General features: G+C 68.9%; 22 protein-coding genes and 1 tRNA gene. 14 read left to right on the top strand and 9 right to left on the bottom strand.

The window, feature by feature from the left end; all coding sequences use genetic code 11:
- The first annotated feature begins 194 nt into the window (after positions 1-194).
- Positions 195-878, top strand: a complete 684-nt coding sequence (locus tag ED92_RS27125) for a VOC family protein (RefSeq protein ID WP_037343238.1) — start codon at positions 195-197, stop codon at positions 876-878.
- Positions 879-973: 95 nt separating this feature from the next.
- Complete coding sequence (locus ED92_RS27130) at positions 974-2059, top strand: GNAT family N-acetyltransferase (protein WP_052120892.1); 1086 nt, start codon at positions 974-976, stop codon at positions 2057-2059.
- Positions 2060-2123: 64 nt separating this feature from the next.
- Here ED92_RS27130 and def read toward each other — a convergent pair whose 3' ends face one another.
- Together def and ED92_RS27140 are read right to left on the bottom strand one after the other, a co-directional pair.
- The gene (def, locus tag ED92_RS27135; protein ID WP_037343240.1) at positions 2124-2624 is read right to left on the bottom strand and encodes a peptide deformylase; all 501 of its coding nucleotides are present in this window, start codon (positions 2622-2624) and stop codon (positions 2124-2126) included.
- A 37-nt stretch (positions 2625-2661) separates the two neighbouring features.
- Positions 2662-7284 carry an ATP-dependent helicase gene (locus tag ED92_RS27140; RefSeq protein ID WP_200882753.1) on the bottom strand — a complete coding sequence of 1541 codons (4623 nt, stop codon included), beginning with the start codon at positions 7282-7284 and terminating at the stop codon, positions 2662-2664.
- A 173-nt stretch (positions 7285-7457) separates the two neighbouring features.
- On the opposite strand from ED92_RS27140, the gene ED92_RS27145 reads away from it, so the two are divergent.
- The 7 genes from ED92_RS27145 to ED92_RS27175 all read left to right on the top strand — a co-directional run bounded on the left by ED92_RS27145 (position 7458) and on the right by ED92_RS27175 (position 13462).
- A complete protein-coding gene (locus ED92_RS27145; protein WP_037343242.1) occupies positions 7458-9368 on the top strand; it encodes an Hsp70 family protein in 1911 nt (636 codons plus the stop codon).
- 98 nt (positions 9369-9466) lie between these two features.
- Positions 9467-9661 (top strand): DUF3046 domain-containing protein, encoded by a 195-nt coding sequence (locus ED92_RS27150; protein ID WP_016332706.1) that lies wholly within the window; start codon positions 9467-9469, stop codon positions 9659-9661.
- Between the two features lie 207 nt (positions 9662-9868).
- Positions 9869-10909: a recombinase RecA gene (gene recA / locus ED92_RS27155; RefSeq protein ID WP_005164741.1), complete on the top strand. Its 1041-nt coding sequence runs from the start codon at positions 9869-9871 to the stop codon at positions 10907-10909.
- Between the two features lie 79 nt (positions 10910-10988).
- Positions 10989-11516 (top strand): regulatory protein RecX, encoded by a 528-nt coding sequence (locus tag ED92_RS27160; protein WP_125737904.1) that lies wholly within the window; start codon positions 10989-10991, stop codon positions 11514-11516.
- Between the two features lie 304 nt (positions 11517-11820).
- Complete coding sequence (locus ED92_RS27165) at positions 11821-12444, top strand: glyoxalase (RefSeq protein WP_037343246.1); 624 nt, start codon at positions 11821-11823, stop codon at positions 12442-12444.
- 50 nt (positions 12445-12494) lie between these two features.
- Positions 12495-12935, top strand: coding sequence for an iron chaperone (locus ED92_RS27170; RefSeq protein ID WP_037343247.1), 441 nt, complete (start codon positions 12495-12497; stop codon positions 12933-12935).
- Positions 12936-13024: 89 nt separating this feature from the next.
- Positions 13025-13462, top strand: a complete 438-nt coding sequence (locus ED92_RS27175; protein WP_037343248.1) for a GNAT family N-acetyltransferase — start codon at positions 13025-13027, stop codon at positions 13460-13462.
- Positions 13463-13507: 45 nt separating this feature from the next.
- Here ED92_RS27175 and eda read toward each other — a convergent pair whose 3' ends face one another.
- Both eda and edd read right to left on the bottom strand, forming a co-directional pair.
- A complete protein-coding gene (gene eda, locus ED92_RS27180) occupies positions 13508-14128 on the bottom strand; it encodes a bifunctional 4-hydroxy-2-oxoglutarate aldolase/2-dehydro-3-deoxy-phosphogluconate aldolase (protein ID WP_016332712.1) in 621 nt (206 codons plus the stop codon).
- Positions 14125-16014 carry a phosphogluconate dehydratase gene (gene edd / locus ED92_RS27185; RefSeq protein WP_037343250.1) on the bottom strand — a complete coding sequence of 630 codons (1890 nt, stop codon included), beginning with the start codon at positions 16012-16014 and terminating at the stop codon, positions 14125-14127. The genes eda and edd overlap by 4 nt, the downstream gene beginning before the upstream one ends.
- A gap of 264 nt (positions 16015-16278) precedes the next feature.
- On the opposite strand from edd, the gene ED92_RS27190 reads away from it, so the two are divergent.
- The 5 genes from ED92_RS27190 to ED92_RS27210 all read left to right on the top strand — a co-directional run bounded on the left by ED92_RS27190 (position 16279) and on the right by ED92_RS27210 (position 20509).
- A complete protein-coding gene (locus tag ED92_RS27190) occupies positions 16279-16566 on the top strand; it encodes a hypothetical protein (protein WP_005164726.1) in 288 nt (95 codons plus the stop codon).
- Entirely contained in the window at positions 16563-17393 is an 831-nt protein-coding gene (locus tag ED92_RS27195) for a hypothetical protein (RefSeq protein ID WP_037343251.1), read from the top strand. The genes ED92_RS27190 and ED92_RS27195 overlap by 4 nt, the downstream gene beginning before the upstream one ends.
- Positions 17394-17444: 51 nt before the next feature.
- The gene (locus tag ED92_RS27200) at positions 17445-19361 is read left to right on the top strand and encodes a fumarate reductase/succinate dehydrogenase flavoprotein subunit (protein WP_037343482.1); all 1917 of its coding nucleotides are present in this window, start codon (positions 17445-17447) and stop codon (positions 19359-19361) included.
- Positions 19358-20110 carry a succinate dehydrogenase/fumarate reductase iron-sulfur subunit gene (locus tag ED92_RS27205; RefSeq protein ID WP_005164720.1) on the top strand — a complete coding sequence of 251 codons (753 nt, stop codon included), beginning with the start codon at positions 19358-19360 and terminating at the stop codon, positions 20108-20110. Before ED92_RS27200 ends, ED92_RS27205 begins: the two co-directional genes overlap by 4 nt.
- Before the next feature lie 327 nt (positions 20111-20437).
- Positions 20438-20509: transfer RNA gene (locus ED92_RS27210), tRNA-Glu, on the top strand.
- A gap of 147 nt (positions 20510-20656) precedes the next feature.
- On the opposite strand, the gene ED92_RS27215 is transcribed toward ED92_RS27210, so the two are convergent.
- The 5 genes from ED92_RS27215 to ED92_RS27235 all read right to left on the bottom strand — a co-directional run bounded on the left by ED92_RS27215 (position 20657) and on the right by ED92_RS27235 (position 24614).
- Positions 20657-21100, bottom strand: a complete 444-nt coding sequence (locus ED92_RS27215; protein ID WP_037343254.1) for a class I SAM-dependent methyltransferase — start codon at positions 21098-21100, stop codon at positions 20657-20659.
- 213 nt (positions 21101-21313) lie between these two features.
- Positions 21314-22183, bottom strand: a complete 870-nt coding sequence (locus tag ED92_RS27220; RefSeq protein WP_037343257.1) for an amino acid ABC transporter permease — start codon at positions 22181-22183, stop codon at positions 21314-21316.
- Positions 22180-22827: an amino acid ABC transporter permease gene (locus tag ED92_RS27225; RefSeq protein ID WP_037343260.1), complete on the bottom strand. Its 648-nt coding sequence runs from the start codon at positions 22825-22827 to the stop codon at positions 22180-22182. Before ED92_RS27225 ends, ED92_RS27220 begins: the two co-directional genes overlap by 4 nt.
- Positions 22828-22911: 84 nt before the next feature.
- Positions 22912-23829 (bottom strand): glutamate ABC transporter substrate-binding protein, encoded by a 918-nt coding sequence (locus tag ED92_RS27230; protein WP_037343263.1) that lies wholly within the window; start codon positions 23827-23829, stop codon positions 22912-22914.
- Between the two features lie 56 nt (positions 23830-23885).
- Positions 23886-24614: an amino acid ABC transporter ATP-binding protein gene (locus tag ED92_RS27235; RefSeq protein ID WP_007029281.1), complete on the bottom strand. Its 729-nt coding sequence runs from the start codon at positions 24612-24614 to the stop codon at positions 23886-23888.
- Positions 24615-24804: the final 190 nt, after the last annotated feature.

Genomic DNA, 24804 nt, shown 5'->3' on the forward strand with positions numbered 1-24804 from the left:
GGAGCTGAAGATGTGCCTGTAGAGCGACCGAACACGTGAACCCGCCCGGCCGAAGGCCCCGCTATCGCGGTGGCAGGTCGCCCCTTCCGCTTAGCGTGACGTGCTTGAGCGGCGAGCGCCCTGCCGACGTCGATAGCGGTCGCGGGTTCACCTACGACAAGGAAAGTGTCGGTGGTGCCGTCTAGGTTCACGGTGTGGTGGCACATCTGGTGAACCTGGTCTTCGATTCGGCCCTTCCCAGGGATCTGGCGGGTTTCTGGGAAGGGCTGTTCAGCTGGGACGCGCCGTTCGAGCCGGCGTTCCGTTCCGAAACGCGGCCCAAAGGCCGCAAGAACCGGCTGCATCTGGATCTGGCGAGCCGTTCGCCCGGGCACCAGGCCGAGCTGGTGGACCGTGCGCTGTCCCTCGGCGCCCGGCACATCGACGTCGGCCAAGGCCCGCCGGAGGAGAAACGGGTGCCGTGGGTGGTGCTCGCGGATCCGGAGGGCAACGAGTTCTGCGTCCTCGAGCCGCGAGAGCAGTACGAGGGCACCGGTGCGATCGCCGCGGTCGTCGTCGACGCCCTCGACCCGGAGCGGCTCGCGCGGTTCTGGGCGGCCGCGCTGGGCTGGGAGATCGGCGTCCGGGAAGAGACGATCGTAGGCCTGCGGCCGCCGGACGGTCGCGGTCCCTGGGTCGAGTTCCTCGCCACGAAAGAGGACAAGGTGGAGCGGAACCGGCTGCGCTTCGAGATCGCGCCACGGCCGGGCGGGAGCCGGGCGGCCGAGGTCCGGCGTCTGCTGGGGCTGGGCGCGCTAGGGCGCGGTACGGCGAGACAAGGCGCCGTGTCCCTGGTGGATCCGGAGGGCAACGAGTTCAGCGTGCTCACGCCCCGCTGAGTGTTTCGCCCCGGTTGCGCGGCGGCGTCGAACGCTGACCTGAGCGAAACACCCGCGCCGTGGGCAGGCAACAACCGGCCGGGACCGTTGAGGCCATGGAGACCTATCGAGTCCGGCCCACCCTGGTCCATCCCGGCGAAGAGACGGCGGCCGCTTCGGCCTGGCGTGTCCGGATCCGCGTCGACGACCGGCCCGGCACGCTGGCCAGGATCGCGATCCGGCTGGCCGACCTCGAGTGCAACATCCTCGGGCTGTCGGTGCTGCCGGTGCCCGGCGGCGTGCTCGACGAGATCGTCCTGCGGCCGGCCACCGGGCTGCCACGGCAGCTGCTCATCGACGCGATCCGCGACGAAGGATGCGAATGCTCCGCCGTCGTCGACGCCGATCTGGCGGAACTGGTCGATCCGGCCACCGCGACCCTCACCGCGGCCAAACGTGCCGTCGAGGAACCCGATGGCCTCGCGGAGGTGCTCCGCGGTGTCCTGGCGGCCGACGTCGTCACGAAGGTCCCGTCGATCGAGTCGAACCCGGCCCGCACGGAAGGCGGGCACCGGGCGGTGTTCCCCGCGGGGGACGGCGCCGCGTTCGTCGCCCGCCGCCGGTGGTCGCCGTTCGTCGAGCTGGAATTGAGCCGCGCCGTCGCGCTGACCGGCCTGATCGCCGCCGTCCGCGACAACGTGACCGGCCCGATCGTGCTCGACCGGCCCGACGGCGCCGCGGTCGTCCTGCGCAAGGGAGTCCCGGGTGACGCGGAAGCGGTGTCCGCGCTGCATCAGAGATGCTCGATGACGACGCTCTTCCACCGCTATCACACCGGAATGCGTGCCGTACCGCGTCGCTGGCTGCACCGGCTCCTGATGCCGCCGCGCGGGATCAGCCTGCTCGCGGTCTGCGGCCGCGACGTGATCGGCCTCGGTCAGCTGATCCCGGCGGCCGACGGCGGCGCGGCCGAAGTCTCGCTCCTGGTCGAGGATTCCTGGCAGCGCCAAGGCATCGGCACGGCTTTGCTGGCCCGCCTCGCCACGCTCGCCCTGGCCAAGGGGGAGCGCGAGCTCACCGCCGTCTGCCTGCCCGGCGACGATTCCCTGTACCGCACCGCCGTCCGCGTGGGGCTCCGCCCCGAACGCGTCGCCGGCGACTCCGGCACCCTGCGCTTCCCGCTCCCCGACCCCCGCGTTTAGTCCTCTGGATGCGGTAGTTCGCGCTACCAACCACCGCATCCAGAGGACGAAATGCGGGACGGGGTCAGCGGTTCCAGAACCAGTCTTTGCCCCGCGCCTCGCCAAGTGCGCGCTTCTTGCGCTCGGGAGTGAGCCGCTCCAGGTACAGCTTGCCGTCGAGGTGATCGGTCTCGTGCTGCAGGCACTGGGCGAGCACGTCGACGCCTTCGACCTCGACGGGCTCGTTGCGCAGGTCGACACCGCGCACCACGGCGTGCTTCGCGCGCACCACCGGGAACCACAGCTCCGGCACCGACAGACAGCCCTCGCCGATCTCGTGCGTCTCCTCGGACAGTTCGACGATCTCCGGGTTGATCACGTATCCGCTCAGCCCGCCCACGTCGTAGCTGAACACCCGCAGCCCGACCCCGATCTGCGGCGCCGCCAGCCCCGCACGCCCGGCCGGTTTCACCCCGTCCATCAGATCGGTCACCAGTGACTCGATCTTCTTGTCGAATGTCGTGACCGGGTCGCATACGGTCTTGAGCACGGGATCCCCGAAGTAGCGCAGGTCGCGCATCACCATGTTCGAACGTCCTTTTCCGCAGGCCTGAGCGGTGATTCTAGGCCCGCAGGCGCAGTCCCTTGGGAGTCGCCCGGAAACCGGCCTCCTGGAGGACGGTCGAAAGCTCCGAAGTGAGCGCCACCTCGCCATCGGCCTTCTGGACCGCGAGCTGCCCGAGCCAGCCCTCCCGCACGGCCGTGGACAGCGCCCGCGCGGCCGACCGCAACGTCTCCTGATCCTCGGTGAAGCTCAGCAGCGACCGGCCGCCCCGCTCGACGTACATCGCCGGGACACCGTCCACGAGCACCGCCAGCGCGCCCGCTTTCCTTGCCGGGCGGTGCTTCGTGTCACCCGTCGCGGCGGGCCACGGCAACGCGGCACCGTAGGGCTGGGCCGGATCCGCGGCGGCGAGCACGACGGCGCCTTCGGTGGTCGTGCGCTGGTTCCCGGATTGCGCGCGCAGCCTGTCGACGGCGCCCTTCGCCGCGAACTGCGCCGCGCCGAGCCCTTCGACCACGTACCCCCGGACGACCTGGCCCGAATCCTCCATCCCGCGCAAAACCTTGTAGATCCCGGAAAAACCGCCCGTCACGCGCTCGGTGTCGAGAGCTCCGCGGGTGAGGACGCCGTGCCGCTCCAGGAAGGCCTCGGTCCGCGCGTGCGCGCGCCTGGTCGGATCCGGTTCGCGATCGGGGGTCAGGGCCCAGCGTCCCGCGACCGTCGGCGGCCCGGTGCGCGAAGGCATCGCCGGGCGCCCGGCTCGAAGCCGTGCGTACCGGCCGCGAGGAGCCTGCCGCCGTGGTTTGTGCGCCGCGCCGGAGCCGGAGACCTGCGCCCGCAGCGGGCCCAGCGTGTCCCCGGTGACCAGCCCGGCCCACACGAGATCCCACAGTGCCGCCACGACTTCGCCGTCGTTGGGTGGGGTCTCGACCAACGGCGACGCGCGATCCACCAGCTGGCGGAAGAACTGCGCCCCACCCTCCAAAGTGGACAGAATGGCTTCGTGGAGCGGACCGGAGGGCAGGTCGTCGTCGAGATCCGGCAACAGCAGATCGGCGACGTCCGTGGGCGCGAGCGCCAGCCAGCCGTCCCCGCCGGACAGGGAACCGCAGCCGCACCAGGTGACCTCGCCCGCCGTGGTGAGCTCGTCCAGCAGTGAGGGGGTGTAGCCGGGCAGCCTGCTCGGCAGAATCAGGGACTCGACCGCGCTCGCCGGCAGCGGGGCCCCGGCCAGTTGCTCGACCACGGACAGCACGTCGTCCGCCGTCGGAGCCGACCGCACCCGCGCGCCGATACCGTGCCACGAGGGCAGGAACCGGCCCAACGCCGCCGGTTCGACCGGCTCGACCTCCGCCCGCAGCCGGGCCAGCGACGCCCGCCGGAGCCTGCGCAGCACCGACGCGTCGCAGAACTCGATGCCGACGCCGTGGGTTTCCGGATGCCCGACCGGGCTCAGCTCGCCCCGGACCAGCCTGCCCTGCGCGGTCAGCCTGTCCAGCACGCCGGTGACCACGGCCGTCCCGAGCCCGAACCGCTTGGCGGCTTGGCGGGCGCTGAACGGGCCACGGCTTCGCGAATAGCGGGAAAGCAGGTCTCCGACCGGATCCTCGACCGGTTCGGTGAACGCCTCCGGCACACCGACCGGCAGCGCGGTGCCCAGCGCGTCCCGCACCCGGCCCGCGTCCTCGATCGCGATGAACCGCTCGCCGCCGCCGATACGCACCCGGATCACCCGTCGCGCGGCTTCCAGCTCTTCCAGCCATTCCCGCTGGATCCCGCGCGCGGCGGCCTCCTCGATCGAGAGATCGCCGAGGAACCGCAACAGATCCGCGGCGTCTTCGGCGTTGCGGGCGTGCCTGTCCGGGTCGAGCCGCTGCAGGGAGCGCTCCACTTCGGCGACGACCTCGGCGTCCAGCAGTTCCCGGATCGCCTCGGTGCCCAGCAGTTCGGCCAGCAGCGTCGAATCCAGTGCCAGCGCCGCCGCGCGCCGTTCCGCGAGCGGGGCGTCCGTCTCGTACAGGAACATCCCGACGTAGCCGAAGAGCAGGCTGCGCGCGAACGGGGACGCGGACGGCGTCTCGACCTCGACCAGCTTGACCTTCCGGGACCGGACGTCGGCCATCAGTTCGCGCAGCCCGCCGACGTCGTACACGTCCTGCAGGACTTCCCGCATCGCTTCCAGCACCACGGGGAACCGCTCGTACTTGGCCGCGACCGAAAGCAGCTGGGACGCGCGCTGTCGTTGCTGCCACAGCGGGGTGCGGCGGCGCGGATCCCGGCGGGGGAGCAGCAGCGACCGCGCCGCGCATTCCCGGAACCGTGCGGCGAACAGCGCGGAGCCGCCGACTTCGGCGACGATCAGCTGCTCGACCTCTTCCGGATCGAGCAACACGTCTTCGACCCCGATGGTGACCTCGGCGCCGTCCATGTCCAGTGCCTCGGGCAGCCGTAGCACGATGCCGTCGTCGGAATGCGCCACCTGGGCGTCGACCCCGCGGTTCTCCCGCAGCCGGGCCGCGATCGCGAGCGCCCACGGCGCGTTGACCTGCGCGCCGAACGGCGAGTGCAGGATGACGCGCCAGTCGCCCAGCTCGTCGCGGAACCGTTCCAGGAGCACGGTTTTGTCGTTCGGCACATGCCGGGTGGCCGACTTCTGCTCTTCCAGGTACGCCAGTAGGTTGTCGCAGGCGTACTCGTCCAGCCCGGCGACGGCGGCGCGTTCCCTGGCCGCCGAGGGCTCCGAAGTGGACAGTTCGCGGACGAACGCGCCCAGCGCCCGCCCCAGTTCCAGCGGACGGCCCGGGGCGTCGCCCTTCCAGAACGGCATCCGGGCGGGCTCACCCGGCGCGGGGACCACGATCACCCGGTCGTGGGTGATGTCGGTGACCCGCCAGGAGGAGGTGCCGAGCAGGATCGTGTCGCCGACGCGGGACTCGTAGACCATCTCCTCGTCGAGCTCGCCCACCCGCGACCCGGGTTTGTCGTCGCCGCCCGGCGTCATCACGGTGAACAGGCCGCGGTCGGGGATCGTGCCGCCCGAGGTCACTGCCAGCCGCTGCGAACCCGGGCGGCCGTGCAGCTCGCCGCTGACCCTGTCCCAGGTGATCCGGGCGCGCAGTTCACCGAACTCCTCGCTGGGGTACCGGCCGGCGAGCATGTCGAGCACGGCCAGCAACGCGTCGTCCGGCAGGGACGCGAACGGCGCTGCGCGGCGGGCCAGTGCGGCGAGTTCGTCCACCGTCCACGATTCGAGCGCCACCATCGCCACGATCTGCTGCGCGAGCACGTCCAGCGGATTCCGCGGATACCGGACCGCCTCGATCGCCCCGGACGCCATCCGTTCCGCCACCACCGCGCAGGAGACGAGGTCGCCACGGAACTTCGGGAACATCACCCCGCTCGACACCGCGCCGACCTGGTGCCCGGCCCGGCCGACCCGCTGCAGGCCCGAAGCGACCGTCGGCGGCGCCTCGATCTGCACGACGAGATCGACCGCGCCCATGTCGATGCCCAGTTCCAATGAGGACGTCGCCACGACACACGCCAGCCGTCCGGACTTGAGCTCCTCTTCCACATGCGTGCGCTGCTCACGCGACATCGAGCCGTGGTGCGCCCGCGCGATCACCGGGGCCGCGCCGGTGGTGAGCCCGGACTGGCCGATCGCCTCGGCCGGATACCGCTGATCCGGCTCCAGCTCGCTCTGTTCCGCCACGAGTTCGTTGAGCCGGGCCGTCATCCGCTCGGTGAGCCGCCGCGAGTTGGCGAACACGATGGTCGACCGGTGCGCCTGGATCAGTTCGAGGACCCGCTCCTCCACCGCGGGCCAGATCGACGGCCGCCGCGGTGCGCCGTCGATGTCCTCCAGCGAGCCCGGCAACCGCGCGAGGCCCGCGTCGAGGTCTTCGTTCTGCTTCGGCCCCTGAGGACCGTCGAGATTGGACATGTCCTCGACCGGGACCTCGACACGGACCTCGATCGTCTTCGCGAGCTTCGGCTGGACGATGGTGACCGGCCTGCCACCGGCCAGGAACGAGGCGACCTCGTCGATCGGCCGGACCGTCGCCGACAGCCCGATCCGCTGGGCGGGCTTCTCCAGCAACGCGTCGAGCCGCTCCAGGGACAAGGCCAGATGCGCGCCGCGTTTGCCGCCCGCGACCGCGTGGACCTCGTCGATGATCACCGTCTCCACGCCGCGCAGCGAATCGCGGGCGGAGGAGGTGAGGATGAGGAACAGCGACTCCGGCGTGGTGACCAGCACGTCCGGCGGGTTCTTGCCGAACGAGCGCCGCTCGGCGGCCGTGGTGTCACCCGTGCGCATGCCGACGCCGATGTCCGGCACCGGCAGCCCCAGCCGTCGCGAGGCCTGCGAGATGCCCGCCAGCGGTGCCCTCAGGTTGCGCTGGACGTCGACCGCGAGCGCCTTCAGCGGCGAGACGTAGAGGACGCGGCAGCGTTTCCGCGGCTCGGACGGCGGCGGCTCGACCGACAGCCTGTCCAGTGCCCAGAGGAAGGCCGACAGCGTTTTACCGGAGCCTGTCGGGGCCACGACCAGCGCGTGTTCCTTCGCGTGCGCGGCTCGCCACGCCCCCTCCTGCGCGCGGGTGGGCGCGGCGAAGGCCCCGGTGAACCAGTCCCTGGTCGCGGGGGAGAAGAGGTCGAGTACGTCTGCCACGCCCTCCATAGTGCGCCGGACCACCGACAGTTTCGCTCCGAGGGCTGTGACGAGGCACCCGGTCGGGACGAGATCGGCGGGTTCCGCACGTGCGGTGACCTCGCTCATGGGAGCATCACGGCCAGCGCGGCCGGATCGGTACTTGGGGCGGTCGCCGTTCGTCTGTTGAAGGGGTATGAGCTGTGCGGATCCTGTCGGTGGACCTCGGGACGTCCAACACCGTGGCCGTCCTATCGGCGCACGGGAGGCCGCCGCGGGTGGTCGAGGTCGACGGTTCGGCCAACATGCCGTCCGCGGTGTTCGCCACCGAGGACGGCACGATCATGGTCGGCCGCGACGCCGAACGCCGTGCGCGGCTCGACCCGACCCGCTTCGAGCCCAACCCCAAACGCCGGATCGACGAGCAGACGCTCCTGCTGGGCACGGACGTCATCCCGGTCACCGAGGTGCTGGCCGCGATCCTGCGCCGCGTCCTCGACGAGACCACCCGCCAGCTCGGCGGCGAACTGCCCGACGAGGTCCGGCTCACCCACCCCGCGCAGTGGGGACAGACCCGCCGCAACGTGCTGCTGTCCGCCGCCCGGCTCGCCGGGATGGGCGGCAACATCGTGCTCGTCCCCGAGCCGGTCGCCGCGGCCGCGCATTTCGCGTCGTTCCCCGGCAAGACGCTCGCGCCGGGGCAGGCGCTCGCCGTGTACGACCTCGGTGCCGGCACCTTCGACGTCGCGATCGTCGGCGCGACCCCGAACGGCGGCTTCACCGTCGTCGCCGAAGACGGCCTTCCCGACCTCGGTGGTCTCGACGTCGACCAGGCGCTGCTGGTGCACGTCGGCCGCGAGGTCTCGCACAGGGACCCCCAGCGCTGGCAGCGGGTTTTGCGGCCCGAGTCCACTCCGGACCGCCGTACGCGGCGCGCGCTGCAGGAGGACGTGAAGGCGGCGAAGGAAGCCCTTTCGCGGCACCCGCAGACCGAGGTCCCGATGCCGGAGCCGTTCGAGGACGTCCTCGTCACGCGAGGCGAACTCGAAGCGCTGGTGCGGCCGTCGATGCTGCGCAGTGTCGAGCTGATGTCGCGGGTGGTCCGCTCGGCGGGGATGACCCCCGACCGGCTCGCCGGTATCTACCTCGTCGGCGGTTCGAGCCGTCTCCCGCTGGTCGGCAGCCTGATCGCGGAGAAGCTCGGCGTCGTCCCCGGCAGCCTCGACCAGCCCGAGACCGCGGTGGCGCTCGGCGCCCAGCACGTCGCTTCCGACGGCATCAGCTCGCGGACGCAGGGTGTCGAAGGGCAGGTCGCGGCGGGAACCGGGGCGCATCAGGTCGGCCCCGGCGCGTCGGGACCGTATGCGCCGCCGCAGCAGGTCGCGTCGATCCCCGGCTACTCGGGCGGGGGCCCCGGCCAGTCCGGCGGCTTCCCCCAGTCGGGTTATCCGAACAGCGGCCCGCAGCAGGCGCAGCAGCCCGCGCCGACGAATTTCCCGACGTACTCCCTCGCCGGGCAGGCCACCGCCGAGAAGGCGCCCGCGAGCAAGAAGAAGCCGCTCGTCATCGGCGCCATCGTGGCCGTCGTCGTGCTGCTCGCCGCCGGGCTCACGTTCTTCCTGACGTCCTCTTCGGCGACGACGTACACGGCCGACGAGTGCAAGGTGCCCGGCGCGGCCGACGACAAGGGCCTCACCGGATGCCTGCGCCAGCTCGCGGGGAAGATCGCCGACACCGGGGACTGCAAACCCGGCATGGGCAACGGGCCGGCGAAACCGGCGGAAGACCTCGGTGTGACGTCGACCTGCTCCGCGCCGGGCCGCGCCGGGACCCAGGTGACCTATCTGCAGAGCGACTCGGCGGAGAAGCTCAAGGCCTACACCGACGGGCTGCTCAAGTCGGCGGGCGGGGACCGCACCGAGGCCAAGTGGGCCGGCAACGCGCTGGAAGGCCAGTACTCCTCGGCCGCCGGGCGGAACGCCGCCGTGCTGGTGTTCACCGTGACCGACCGGCCGCTGGTCGGCTTCATCTACCAGGTGCCTGCCGAAGGACAGACCCCGACGCCGGGTGAGCTGGCCGATTACTTCGAGAAGAGCGTCCAGCCGGGCGAATAGCCCCCTTTTCGCGCGTGAAGGCCTCCTTCCCTCGGCTCAGCCGCGTGAAGGGGGCCTTCACGCGTTTCCCGCCTAGTGCCCGGGCTAGACTCCGCTTGATGCGTATCACGGTCTTCCGGCGGCTGATGGCCGACGAATTCGGTCCAGGACGTGCGGAAACCCTCTCCAGGGATCACGTCTTCGGCGAACTCGGGGGCCGGACCGTCGAACAGGCCCTCGACGCGGGAACCTCGGCCAAGGACGTCTGGCGGGCGGTCTGCGACGCCTTCGAGATCCCGCCCGAGCGGCGCTGACCTCGAAGAACGGGCAAGAACCCTAGCGCAACGGCGTGTCGGCGACGGCCTCGAACACACGTTCGTCTATGGTGTTGTCCACAACGGGGTCAGCGATCCACAGCTTGGGCGCGAGGCCTGGAATTGTCGGTGGTCGCCCGTAGCGTCGGACCCGACAGCTCAGAACTGAATCAAGCCCTACCCGGCTCAACCAACGAGGTGGACTCCATGGCACCAGCAGCACCCGACAAGGACAAGGCGCTCGAACTGGCCCTCGCCCAGATCGACAAGCAGTACGGCAAGGGCTCGGTCATGCGCCTCGGCGAAGAGGGCCGCGCGCCGATCGAGGTCATCCCCACCGGTGCCATCGCACTCGACGTCGCGCTCGGGATCGGCGGCCTGCCCCGCGGTCGCGTCATCGAGATCTACGGTCCGGAGTCCTCCGGTAAGACCACCGTCGCCCTGCACGCGGTCGCCAATGCGCAGAAGAACGGCGGCATCGCCGCGTTCATCGACGCGGAGCACGCGCTGGACCCGGAGTACGCCAAGAAGCTCGGCGTCGACACCGACGCGCTGCTGGTCTCCCAGCCGGACACCGGTGAGCAGGCGCTCGAGATCGCGGACATGCTGATCCGTTCCGGCGCGCTCGACATCCTGGTCATCGACTCGGTCGCCGCGCTCGTGCCGCGCGCCGAGATCGAGGGCGAGATGGGTGACAACCACGTCGGTCTGCAGGCCCGGCTGATGAGCCAGGCGCTGCGGAAGATGACCGGTGCGATGAACAACTCCGGCACCACCGCGATCTTCATCAACCAGCTGCGCGAGAAGATCGGCGTCATGTTCGGCTCCCCGGAGACCACGACCGGTGGTAAGGCGCTGAAGTTCTACGCGTCGGTCCGCCTGGACGTCCGCCGGATCGAGACGCTGAAGGACGGCGGCGAGCCCGTCGGCAACCGCACCCGCGTCAAGGTCGTGAAGAACAAGGTCGCGCCGCCCTTCAAGCAGGCCGAGTTCGACATCCTCTACGGCAAGGGTGTCTCCCGCGAGGGTTCGTTGATCGACATGGGTGTCGACCAGGGCATCCTGCGCAAGTCCGGCGCCTGGTACACCTACGAGGGCGACCAGCTCGGCCAGGGCAAGGAGAACGCCCGCAAGTTCCTGCTGGACAACCCGGACATCGCCAACGAGATCGAGAAGCGCATCAAGGAGAAGCTCGGCATCGGTGCCGCCGTCGACGCCGAAGCCGCCCCCGCGCCGGTCGACTTCTGAGTTCCGGAGCCCCGCAACCGGGGTGAAGTCGCCGATTGACCGTTTCGACTGGAGTGAGAGCTGAATGCGTGCGCCCAAAGTGGATCCGGCGGAGCTGCCGCCGGACGAGCGGAGGAAGAAGGCCAAGGAGATCTGCTTCGATCTCCTGGCCGCGCGCCCGCGTTCCACGGAGGAACTGCGTCAGGCCCTCAAGCGCAAGGGCTTCGACGAGGAGACGACGGAGACCCTGCTCGGTAAGCTGGACCAGGCAGGGCTCATCAACGACGCCGAGTTCGCCGAGATGTGGGTGCGTTCCCGCCATGCCAACATGGGCCTGGCACGGACCGCCCTCGTAGCCGAACTCAAACGCAAAGGAATCGATGGGGATATCGCCGTCCAGGCCGCCGAAGAGGTGGACCGAGAGGCAGAGGAGCAGCGCGCCCGAGAGCTGGTACGGAAGCGCATGCGCTCCTTGGGCAACGTCGACGAGCAGACGGCGATCCGCCGCCTGCTGGGCTTCCTCGCCCGCAAGGGCTATCCCCAAGGGCTGGCCTACACCGTGATCCGCGACGAACTCCGCGAGTTCGGCGCCGAATCGGCACTGCTGGACGACGCCACCCTCGACTGAGCTTCCGCACCACAGCCACTCACCGGCCGTACGGGCACACTTGCCCGCGCGGCCGGTGTTTTGCGTTCCCGGGCGATCACGCGTGTCGTCTGATCGGTCACGTGAGGCATGGGCCGGGGTGGTCGTGAGTGGCGTTTCGGGTTAGAACCCGAAACGCCACTCACGACCCCGGTGACCACGGGCCTGCCGCCACGGGAACCCCGCACAGCCCAGATCACCCTCCGCCAAGCCTCTGAACAGCGCCGATACGACCGATCAGGAATCGAGAAGCGCCGGAAGCCCGCCGCGAAATAGCGTTACCGGCATGAACTTCATCGACGCCATCACCCTCGAAGTGGCCGACACCGAGGCCGCCGAACGCTTCTACACCACCGCCTTCGGGCTCGGCTCCGAGCTTCGCTTCCGGGCGTCGCAGGAGCCGTCCACCGGCTTCCGCGGCTACACCCTTTCCCTCACGGTCTCCCAACCCGCCAACGCGGACGCGCTCATCGACGCCGCCGTCGCCGCCGGGGCGACCGTGATCAAGCCCGCCACGAAGTCGATGTGGGGTTACGGCGGAACCGTCCAGGCTCCGGACGGCGCGATCTGGAAGATCGCCACCTCGGCGAAGAAGAACACCGCGCCTGCCACCCGCGAGATCGACGCCATCGTGCTGCTGCTGGGCGTCGCCGATGTGGCCGCGAGCAAGAAGTTCTACGTCGAGCACGGTCTCACCGTCGGGAAGAGCTTCGGCCGCATGTACGTCGAGTTCGAGTCCGGATCGGACGCGATCAAGCTGGCGCTGTACCGGCGCAAGGCCCTGGCCAAGGACGCCGGCGTCGCCCCGGAGGGCACCGGCTCGCACCGTATCGCGATCTGCGGCGCCGCCCCGTTCACCGACCCGGACGGCTTCGCCTGGGAGACCTCGGCGCTCGCCGCCCAGTCCTGATGTGCCACTTCCGGATGCCCCCGCTCGCCGCCTACCTTGGAGAAAACGCCATGACCACGACCTACGAAGGATTCTCGGCCGAAGAGAAGGCCGCGATGAAGGAACACGCCCAGGACATGAAGAAGGCGGCGCGTCGCAGCTCGGCCGCCGACAAAGCGGCGGCCGCGGAGCAGGACGTGATCGCGAAGATCGCCGAGATGTCCGATGAGGACCGGGCGCTGGCGGAGCTGGTCCACACCGTCGTGAAGGCCAACGCCCCGATGCTCGCGCCGAAACTCTGGTACGGCCAGCCCGCCTACGCGCTGGACGGCAAGCTCGTCTGCTTCTTCCAGCCCGCGGCCAAGTTCAAGACGCGGTACGCGACGCTCGGCTTCAACGACGCGGCTCAGCTGGACGACGGCGCGATGTGGGCGACCGCCTTCGCGCTGACAGGCGTCACGCCCGACGTGGAGCAGCGCATCGCCGCCCTGGTGAAGCAAGCCGTCAGCTGACGGGAGTGGCAGCCCGCTTTACCGCGTGAGTGGCCACACGCGGGACGGCGGGGAAACCCTAGGCTCGGGTGATCACTGGGAGGACGAACATGATCACCATCGAGCCCTTGAAGCCTGAAGACCGCGAAGCCTGGGAAGGCCTGTTCCGCGCGTACATCGCCTTCTACGAACGTGTTGCGCCGCAAGAGGTCTACGACCGGGCTTGGCGCGAGTTCCAAACGGGGGAGCGGATGCACGCGCTCGGTGCCCACGTGGGCGGCGAGCTCGTCGGGATCGTGCATTTCCTGGTGCACCCCAGCACTTCCGCGCTCACCGACGTCTGTTACCTGCAGGATCTGTTCACCGCGCCGGAAGCCCGCGGCAAGGGGGTCGCGCGGGCGCTGATCGAGGCCGTCGCCGACTGGGCGCGTTCCCGCGAGTGCGGCAGGGTCTACTGGCACACCAAGGAATCCAACGCGACGGCGCGCCGCCTGTACGACCGGGTCGCGGTCAACCGGGGCTTCATCCAGTACCAGCTCCCGCTCTGAAAGCAGTGAAGGCCACCTTCGCGAAGGTGGCCTTCACAACACGGATCAGAGCTTCGAAGCCTCCGCCGCGAACGCCTCGATCTTCCCGAAGTCCTTGGCGGCCAAGGCATCCTTCGGCGTCAGCCAGGAACCGCCGATGCAGCCCACATTGGACAGCGCGAGATAGTCCGGTGCGGTCTTCACGGTGATCCCGCCGGTCGGGCAGAACTTCAGCCCGGGCAGCGGCCCGCCGATCGACTTCAGGTACGCCACGCCGCCACTGGCCTCGGCGGGGAAGAACTTCAGCGCGGTCAGCCCGCGTTCGGCCAGCCGCATCGCCTCCGAAACCGTGCTCGCGCCCGGCAGGAACGGCAGGCCGGTGTCGAACGCGGCGTCCAGCACGGCGTCCGTGCAGCCAGGGGTCACCAGGAACTTCGCACCGGCGTCGGCCGCCTGCTTGGCGTGTTCGGGCGCCGTGACGGTCCCGGCGCCGATGACGATCTCCGGGACCTCCGCGGCGATCCGCTCGATCGAGGCGAGTGCCGCCGGGGTGCGCAGGGTCAGCTCGATCACGCCGATCCCGCCCGCGAGCAGGGCCCGCGCGGTGGGCACGGCGTCGGCGGCGTCGTCGAGCACGACGACGGGCATCACGGGGGACAGGCCGAGCAGGTCGGCGCCGGTGGTCACTGGGTTACCTCCACAGGGGTCAACGTGTGCGCCGGAGCGCCGAAGTGTTCCGGCGTGAGCGGTCCGAACACGCTCGCGCCCTGATCGGCGGGGCCGACCGCGCGGCGCAGCGCCGCGAACAGCTCCCGGCCGGTGCCGGTCCAGGATGCCTCCGAAGGCGGGGAGTCCACCAGTTCACGACGGGCGAGTTCTTCGTCACCCACGAGGACGTCGAGCGTCCCGGCCTTGGCGTCGAGGCGGACGACGTCGCCGTCGGCGATCCGCGCGATCGGGCCGCCCGCGGCGGCTTCCGGGGTCACCTGGATCGCCGCGGGGATCTTGCCCGACGCGCCCGACATCCGGCCGTCGGTGAGCAACGCCACCTGGTGCCCGCGGTCCATCAGCACCCCCAGCGCCGGGGTGAGCCCGTGCAGTTCCGGCATGCCGTTGGCCCGCGGGCCCTGCTGGCGGATGACCACGACGACGTCGCGGTCCAGCTCGCCGGCCTCGAAAGCGTCCTTGAAGGACTTCTGGTCGGTGAAGACCCGCGCGGGGGCCTGCACGATCCGGTGTTCCGGTGCCACCGCGGACACCTTGATCACCGCGCGGCCGAGGTTGCCCGCGACCATCCGCAGCCCGCCGTCGGCGGCGAACGGCCGCCACGCGGGGCGCAAGACGTCCTCATCGAGGCTGCGCGTCGGGACGTCGCGCCAGACCAGCTCGCCTTCGGAAAGGATCGGCTCCTGCCGGTAGCGGTGCAGGCCCGGTCCGGCTACGGTCTGGACGTCCTCGTGCAGCAGACCCGCGTCGAGCAGCGTGCCGACCAGGAACTGGATACCCCCGGCGGCGTGGAAGTGGTTGATGTCCGCACTGCCGTTCGGGTACACGCGGGCCAGCAGCGGGATCACCGACGACAGATCGGAGAAGTCGTCCCAGGTCAGCTGGATGCCCGCGGCGGCGGCGATCGCGACGAGGTGCATCGTGTGGTTGGTCGAACCGCCGGTGGCGAGCAGCGCGATGACGCCGTTGACGACGGCTTTCTCGTCGATCACGCGCGAGACCGGCGTGTACTCCTCGCCGCGCGAGAGCTTCACGACGCGACGCCCGGCCTCTTCGGTGAGCACCCGCCGCAGTGGCGAGTTCGGCTGCACGAAGCTGGCGCCCGGCAGGTGCAGGCCCATCACCTCGACGACCATCTGGTTCGAGTTGGCGGTGCCGTAGAAGGTGCACGTGCCCGCCGAGTGGTACGAAGCCGCTTCGGCGTCCAGGAGGTCTTCGCGGGTCGCCTTGCCCTCGGCGTAGAGCTGGCGCACGCGCGCCTTCTCCTTGTTCGGCAGCCCGGAGTTCATCGGCCCGGCGGGCACGAGGATCGCCGGGAGGTGCCCGAAGGACAGCGCCCCGATCAGCAGGCCGGGGACGATCTTGTCGCAGACGCCGAGCAGCAGCGCCGCGTCGAACATGTCGTGGGACAGCGCGATCGCGGTCGACATCGCGATCACCTCGCGGCTGAACAGCGACAGTTCCATCCCCGGGCGGCCTTGGGTGACGCCGTCGCACATCGCGGGTACACCACCGGCGAACTGGGCGACGCCGCCCGCCTGGCGGACCGAGCCCTTCAGCATCGCGGGGTACTCCTGCATCGGCTGGTGCGCCGAAAGCATGTCGTTGTAGGACGAGACGATCGCGACTCCCGGCGCCCGCGCGGCGCGCAGTGCCGCTTTGTCGACACCTTCCATCGCGGCGAAGCCGTGGGCGAGGTTGCTGCAGTCGAGGCCGCGCCGCACCGGCCCTTCCTCGTGGGCGGCGGCGACGCGCTCGAGGTACGCGGCGCGGGTTTCGGCGCTGCGGGCGGCGACGCGTTCGGTGACTTCGGCGATGATGGGGTGGACGTTCGGGGCGGTGCTCATTGTCCGGCTCCGGATCACTGGTCGTGGTGGTCCGCGGGACGGCAACGCTGACGTCGCTGGGTCGTGACAGTGGCCACAGTAGCTCAGGGGAAAGCCCGAATCAAAATCGATACAGAAGATCGACTCGCGTGACCTGCGTCACGCCCCTAGGTTCTACTGTGCTACTTGTCACATTGCACAACGCGCGGCAGAGTCGGGATGGCGAGGAATCGCTTGCCCTCGAAGGCTCAAGCGGCCAACCGAACCGACCATCGGGAGGTACCGATGTCCACCACAGAGATCGCCGAGCTTCGGCGAGCCATCGGTCAGCTGAGGCAGTGCGTCGGCGCGCTGCGGTCCCGATACGGCGACGCCTCGGCGGTACGGCGCCTGGCGAACGACGTCGAGCGGCTCGACATCGACGCGACCGACCTCGACACGACCCCGAACGCGGTGCCCGCGCAGGCGAAGGCCGCCGATCGGGTCCAAGTTCCCGATACGCCCTATGACCCGGCGCTGTGGCACGGCGCCGATGACGAAGGCGTCGGCGGCTACAAGCGCGACCAGCGGTGAGCGCCCCCGCCGGCCAGGGAGCCGGACGGGGTACGGGGGTCCGCGCACCGTCGCGGGCCCGGATCGCCGAAAAAACGCTGCGCACCGACCGATGGTGGCTGTCCCCGCTGCTGACCGTCCTCGGCCTTTCCGCCTTCATCATCTACGCGACGATCAGGTCCTTCGTGCGCACCGCGTACTGGGTGCCCGAGTACCACTACCTGACGCCGTTCTATTCGCCCTGTGTCTCGGAATCCTGCGTCGAAGGCTCCCGGCATTTCGGGGCCTGGATCGGCGAACTGCCGGGCTTCATCCCGCTCGGCTTCCTGGTCCTGCCGTTCCTGCTGGGCTTCCGGCTGACCTGCTACTACTACCGCAAGGCCTACTACCGGGCCGTCTGGTTCTCGCCGCCCGCCTGCGCGGTCGCCGAACCGCACGCGAAGTACACCGGGGAGACCCGGCTGCCGCTGATCATCCAGAACGCCCACCGCTACTTCTTCTACGTGGCCGTGGTCGTCTCGCTGGTCAACACCTACGACGCGATCACCGCCTTCCACGGCAAGACCGGCGGATTCGGTTTCGGGCTCGGCAACATCGTGCTGCTCGGCAACGTGATCCTGTTGTGGGCGTACACGTTGTCGTGCCACTCGTGCCGTCACGTGACCGGCGGCAGGCTCAAGCACTTCTCCAAACATCCGGTGCGCTACTGGATCTGGACCCAGGTGACGAAACTCAACACCCGCCACATGGCGCTGGCGTGGACGACGCTCGGCACGCTCGTGCTGACCGACCTCTACGTGATGCTCGTGGCGAGCGGTGCGATTTCGGATCTGCGGTTCATCAACTAGCGGCGCGGGAATCTCCCGTCCCCGGCGACAAGCTTCGAGGTGGCTCTTTTCATGACCGAGGTCGAACGGCTCAGCTACGACGTGGTGGTGATCGGTGCCGGCGGTGCCGGCCTCCGCGCGGTCATCGAAGCCCGTGAACGCGGCTTCAGCGTCGCGGTGGTGTGCAAATCGCTTTTCGGCAAGGCGCATACCGTGATGGCCGAAGGCGGCTGCGCGGCGTCGATGGGCAACGCGAACTCGAACGACAACTGGCAGGTGCACTTCCGCGACACCATGCGTGGCGGGAAGTTCCTCAACAACTGGCGGATGGCCGAACTCCACGCCAAGGAGGCGCCGGACCGGGTCTGGGAACTGGAGACCTACGGCGCGCTGTTCGACCGCACCGCCGACGGCCGGATCAGCCAGCGCAACTTCGGCGGGCACACGTACCCGCGGCTGGCGCACGTCGGCGACCGCACCGGGCTCGAACTGATCCGCACGATGCAGCAGAAAATCGTTTCGCTGCAACAAGAGGACTTCAAGGAGACCGGCGACTACGAGGCGAGGATCAAGGTCTTCGCCGAATGCACGATCACCGAGCTGCTGACCGAAGACGGCCGGATCTCCGGCGCCTTCGGGTATTGGCGCGAGAGCGGCCGGTTCATCCTGTTCGAGGCGCCGGCGGTGGTGCTGGCGACCGGCGGTATCGGGAAATCCTTCAAGGTCACCTCGAACTCGTGGGAGTACACCGGCGACGGGCACGCGCTGGCGCTGCGGGCCGGGGCGACGCTCATCAACATGGAGTTCGTCCAGTTCCACCCGACGGGCATGGTCTGGCCGCCGAGTGTGAAGGGGATCCTGGTCACCGAAGGCGTCCGAGGTGACGGCGGGGTCCTCAAGAACACCGAGGACAAGCGGTTCATGTTCGAGTACGTCCCCGACGTCTTCAAGGGGCAGTACGCGGACAGCGAAGAGGAAGCCGACCGCTGGTACACCGACCAGGAGAAGAACCGCCGCACGCCGGATCTGCTGCCGCGCGACGAGGTGGCGCGCGCGATCAACTCGGAGGTCAAGGCGGGCCGGGGATCGCCGCACGGCGGGGTCTTCCTCGACATCGCCAGCAGGCTGCCCGCGGAGGAGATCCGCAAACGGCTGCCGTCGATGTACCACCAGTTCAAGGAACTCGCCGACGTCGACATCACGAAGGAACCGATGGAGGTCGGCCCCACCTGTCACTACGTGATGGGCGGGATCGAGGTCGACCCGGACACCGCGTCGTCGAGCGTGCCGGGGCTGTTCGCCGCCGGCGAGTGCTCGGGCGGGATGCACGGCTCGAACCGGCTCGGCGGCAACTCGCTGTCGGATCTCCTGGTCTTCGGCCGTCGTGCGGGCCTCGGCGCCGCGTCCTACGTCGCGGACCTGAAGGACCGCCCGAAGGTCAGTCAGTCCGATGTGGACGCCGCCGCGGCGATGGCGCTCGCGCCGTTCGACCCGCCGGGTGACGGTGTCGAGGAGAACCCGTACAGCCTGCACACCGAACTGCAGCAGTCGATGAACGACCTGGTCGGCATCATCCGCAAGGCGGAGGAGATCGAGCGGGCGCTGGAGAAGCTCGGGGAACTGCGCGAGCGGATCAAGCGGGTCACCGTCGAAGGGCACCGGCAGTTCAACCCCGGCTGGCATCTCGCCGTCGACCTGCGGAACATGCTGATGGTCAGCGAATGCGTCGCCAGGGCCGCGCTCACCAGGACCGAGAGCCGGGGCGGGCACACGCGGGACGACCATCCGGGCATGGACGCCCAGTGGCGCAACAAACTCCTGGTCTGCTCGGCGACTCCGGGCGACAACCCGGTGGTGCCGGACATCGGCGTCGAGGTCAAGGCCCAGGTCCCGTTGCGGCAGGACCTGCTGGAGCTTTTCGAACTGTCCGAGCTGGGGAAGTACTACACCGACGAAGAACTGACTTCGCACCCCGGGAGTCCGGCATGAGCTACAAGGCGAGTTTCCGGGTCTGGCGCGGCGACGCCGATTCGGGTGAACTGCAGGACTACAGCGTCGAGGTCAACGAAGGCGAGGTCGTCCTCGACATCATCCACCGGTTGCAGGCCACCCAGGCCTCGGATCTGGCGGTGCGGTGGAACTGCAAGGCGGGCAAATGCGGTTCGTGCTCGGCGGAGATCAACGGCAAGCCGCGGTTGCTGTGCATGACGCGGATGTCGACCTTCACCGAGGACGAGGTCATCACCGTGACGCCGATGCGGACGTTCCCGGTGATCCGCGACCTGGTGACCGACGTGTCGTTCAACTACACCAAGGCCCGCGAGATCCCGTCGTTCACCCCGCCCCCGGAGCTGAAGCCGGGGGAGTACCGGATGCAGCAGGTGGACGTCGAGCGCTCGCAGGAGTTCCGCAAGTGCATCGAATGCTTCCTGTGCCAGAACACCTGCCACGTGGTGCGTGACCACGAGGAGAACAAGGAGGCCTTCGCCGGGCCCCGGTACCTGATGCGGATCGCCGAACTCGAAATGCACCCGCTCGACGTCGCCGACCGGCGTGACGAGGCGCAGGAGGAGCACGGGCTCGGGTACTGCAACATCACCAAGTGCTGCTCGGACGTGTGCCCGGAGGGCATCCACATCACCGACAACGCGCTGATCCCGATGAAGGAGCGCGTCGCGGACCGGAAGTACGACCCCATCGTGTGGCTGGGGAACAAACTGTTCCGGCGGGACAAGTAGTCACGAGGAAGTCCGTGAAGGCCTCCTTCCCTACCCTGAGAGTAGGGAAGGAGGCCTTCACGGCTTTTAATCGGTTGCCCCCACTCACTCGCCTGTCGCACACTTACCGCACACCGACCAAGGAGGACACATGACGCGACGTTGTTACGCCATGTTCCTTGGCATGGAAGAGAAACACGGCTCCACGCCGCCGTCCTAGCCGGACGACGCGTACGTGGAGCCGCCCTTCGAGAAACCGAACCGGGCGGCTTTTTCTTTGCGGTGACCCTGTTTTCTGGAACGAAGCAGTCCGGTACGCGACGCGTGCCGGACTGTGTTCCAGGCCAAGGCGCGTTGGTCCAGCGGAATGGATACCGGGTTTTCACCCCGGTGACGTGGGTTCGACTCCCACACGCGCTACGCCCCGGCACGGCGGGGAAACCTGTTCCGTCGTACCGGTGCGGCGGTGTGGGGTCCGTGTCTCCCATACCGCCAGACGCGCACGGTCCGGCGACCGGCCGGGATTCATAGCCCCGGCCAGCCTGGCTCGACACCAGGGTGCGCGACTCAGCCCGTCTTGCGGGCGCTGTGCACGTCGCCGCTTTCGTGGCGGCGCAGGACGAGATCCTGGAAACCGTTGTCGCGCAGGCTTTCTTCCAGGTTGAGCCCGTTCGTGGCGACGACCACCAGCAGCCCGCCCGTCACCAGGCTCGCGGCGACGCGACCGAGATGGGCCGGCGATTCCAGGAAAGCGACGACGACGTCGAAGGCCCCCATCACCGGCAGCCGGACGAGCTGGTGGACCTCGTACGAGATCCCGACGGGGTCGCGTTCCTCTTCGCGTTGCGCGGCTGCGATCGAGGCCTGATCCGCGTCGACACCGACCACGCGGCGCGCGCCCTCTCGCCGGAACAAGCGCGGATAGCGGCCATCACCGCACCCGACGACCAGGACCGCCCTGCCCGCCAGGTCCGGCAGCGCTTCGAGCAGCGTCGCGGCCTGGTCCGCCATACGGCCGACGCTAGCCGAGCGGCTGCTGTCCCGACAGGACCAAGAGGCCTATCTCGACACTTGCTTGGGTTATGTAGCCGGCGACCCGCGGATAGCTGTGGTCACAGCGGAATCCGGTGATGCGGCACTGCCGCATCCTCGGCAAAGCGCGAGCACAGCAAGAGGCCCCGTCGCGCGCTGCGCGGCGGGGCCTCTTCCGGATTTCTGGACAGATCAAGCGGAGGCGGCGGCTCCCAGTCCGGTCTCCTCGGCCTTCTTCTCGTCCAGGTCGATGTGCTTCTTGCTGCGCCGGTTGCGCTTCTCCAGATACGTCGCCAGCGCCGTCAGCAGCAGGCACAGGCAGATGTAGATACCGGTCGCGACCAGCGTCGACGGCACGATCGGCCGACCGAATTCGCCTTGTGTGCCGATGTAGCGGGCGTAGTACAGCAGTTCCTGGAAGGTGATGATGAAGCCGAGCGCGGTGTCCTTCAGGAGCACCACCATCTGGCTGATGATCGTCGGCAGCATCGCCCGGATCGCCTGCGGCAGCAGGACGGTGAACATCACCTGGGTCTTGCGCATGCCGAGTGCGTACGCGGCTTCGGCCTGGCCCTTCGGCAGGGCCTGGATGCCGGCGCGGAAGACCTCCGCGAGCACCGAGCCGTTGTACAGCGTGAGACCGAAGACCACGCCGAGGAACGGCGTCATCGGGACGCCGACGGCCGGGAGGCCGAAGTAGAACAGGAACATCAGGATCAGCGCGGGGATGGCGCGGAAGAACTCCACGATCACGCCGGAGATGCGCCGGATCCAGGCGTGGTCGGAGAGCCGCCCGGCCGCGAAGACCGCACCGAAGATCAGCGCGAGGACCGCCGCCGCCGCGAACGCCCGGAGCGTTTCCAGTACCGCGTTCAGCAGGTCGATCTGAACCTGCTGGTACTGGAGCCATTCCCATTTGCGCGCGGTGAACTGGCCGGTGTCGTAGAACCGGTAGACGACGAAGGCGATGAACGCGGCGATGGCGACGACGCCGATGACCGCGTAGATGCGGTGGCGCATCCGCGCCTTGGGGCCGGGGACGTCGAACAGGACACTGCTCATCGGGCCACGCTCCAGCGCTTCTCCAGGCTCCGCTGGATGAGAGAAAGTACGGCGACGAGGATGATGAAGCCCAGGGCGACCCACAGCAGGCCGATCAACTGGTTGTCACCTCGTTCCGAGAGGTACGACCGGATCGCGCCGGCCTCGGCGACCGAGAAGCCCGCGGCGATCGTGGTGTTCTTCAGCAACGCGATCAGGGTGCTGATCAGTGGCGGCGCCACGGAGCGCAGCGCCTGCGGCAGGACGATCTGGCCGAGGATCTGGCCGAACGTCAGTCCCAGCGCGCGCCCGGCCTCGGCCTGGCCGACCGGGACCGTGTTGATGCCCGACCGGACGACCTCGCAGATGAACGCCGAGGTGTACACGATCAGCGCGACGACCGCGGCGGTGAAGAAGTTGAGCTTCACGATTTCGAGCAGGGGGTACGCGAACACGAAGAACGCGAACACCAGCGTCAGCGGGGTGTTGCGGATGAGGGTCACATAGGTCGTTCCCGCCGCGCGGAACGCCAGGACCGGACTCACCCGCAGCATCGCCAGGATCGTGCCGAGGATCAGGCTGCCGACCGCCGACCAGAGGAACAATTCGATCGTGGTGAGGAAGAACGGACCGTAGAGATCCAGGTTGTCGAGCAGGACGTTCATGGAGCCTTTCCCCGCTGCCGTCGACTGGAGGTGGGTGTGGAGCGGCCGGTGAACCCGTCACGGGTCCACCGGCCGCTGGTTACATCAGTACTTCTGCAGGGTGGGCTTCTGCGCCGCCGAACCCGACTTGCCGAGGGTGGCGTCGTAGATCTTCTGCCAGGTGCCGTCGTCCAGCGCCTTCTGCAGGGTGTCGTTGATCTTGTCGCGAAGGACCTTGTCGTCCTTCTTCAGACCGATGCCGTACGGCTCCTTCGAGAAGGTCTTGCCGACGACCTTGAAGCTGTCGGAGTCCTCCGAAGCGAAGCCCTTCAGGATCGCGTCGTCGGTGGTGACCGCGTCGACCTCCTTGGTGCTGAGCTTCTCGACGCACTGCGAGTACTTCTGGAACTCGACGATGTTGCCGGGCTCGGTCAGGTTCTGCTCGCGGACGCGCTGGATCGGGGTCGAGCCGGTGACCGAGCAGACCTTCTTGCCCTTCAAGGTCTCCGGGCCGGTGATCGTCGTCTCGTCCTTGCGCACCAGCAGGTCCTGGCCGGCCTCGAAGTACGGGCCGGCGAAGGAGATCTGCGCCTTGCGCTTGTCGTTGATCGTGTAGGTGCCGACGTAGTAGTCGACGTCACCGTTCACGATGGCCTGCTCACGGGCACCCGAGTCGACCGTCTTGAAGGTGATCTTGTCTTCGCCGAAGCCGAGGCTCGCGGCGACGAGCTTCGCGATTTCGATGTCGAAACCGGCGAACTTGCCGCTCGTCGGGTCCTTCTTGCCGAGACCGGGCTGGTCGTCCTTGGCGCCCAGGGTCAGCTTGCCCGCTGCCTTGATCTTCGCGAAGACCGGGGAGCCCGCGAGGTCGACGTTCGACGCCACCGTGTACTGGGGCAGCTGGGCACCGGCGTTCGCGCCTTCGGAGCTGCCGCCCGGCGAGCTGGGCGTGCCTTCCTTGCCACAAGCGGTCAGTGCGAGACTGCCGACGAGCAGACCCACCGCAAGGGTGCGGATCCTCATGTGAACCTCTCCTGTTTCTTCCGTCGATGCGGCACGAGCCCGCGCCGCGGAAACGCTTAGTGGGTCAGGATCTTGCCGAGGAAGTCCTTGGCGCGATCCGTCTTCGGCTTGGTGAAGAAGTCGTCCGGGGTGGAGTCCTCGACGATCTCGCCGTCGGACATGAACACCACCCGGTTCGCCGCGCGCCGCGCGAAGCCCATCTCGTGGGTGACGACGAGCATCGTCATCCCGTCCTTGGCGAGCGTGGTCATCACGTCGAGGACCTCCTGGACCATCTCCGGGTCCAGCGCCGAGGTCGGCTCGTCGAACAGCATCACCTTGGGGCGCATGGCCAGCGCGCGGGCGATCGCCACCCGCTGCTGCTGCCCGCCGGAGAGCTGGGCGGGGTACTTGTCGGCCTGGTTGGCGATGCCGACACGTTCGAGCAGGTCCATCGCGGTCTTGCGGGCCTCGGCCGAGTTGACCTTGCGGACCTTCATCGGCGCGAGCATGACGTTCTCGACGATCGTCTTGTGCGCGAACAGGTTGAACGACTGGAACACCATGCCGACGTCGGCGCGCAGCGCGGCCAGCGCCTTCCCTTCGGCGGGCAGCGGAACGCCGTCCACCGCGATCTCGCCGGAGTTGATGGGTTCCAGCCGGTTGATCGCCCGGCACAGCGTCGACTTGCCAGACCCGGACGGCCCGAGCACGACCACGACCTGCCCACGCGGCACCTCGAGGTTGATCTCCTTGAGCACGTGCAGGTCGCCGAAGTACTTGTTCACGGCGGCCGCCTTGATCATCGGCGCCGCCACCTCCGCGGTCATCTGGCCTCCAGGAGCGTTCGTTTGCAGGGGACTGCGGGGTCAGGCACCACGCGATGGCGGAAACCTACTCCCGTCGGACCGCTTGTAAAGGCGGCTTGACCAATACTTAGGGTTTCAAGTCCGTATCGTTCTCAAGCCACCGGACGGCCCGATCCGCCGCCGTCCG

The sequence above is a fragment of the Amycolatopsis sp. MJM2582 genome (assembly GCF_000754115.1).
Lineage (GTDB): Bacteria > Actinomycetota > Actinomycetes > Mycobacteriales > Pseudonocardiaceae > Amycolatopsis > Amycolatopsis japonica.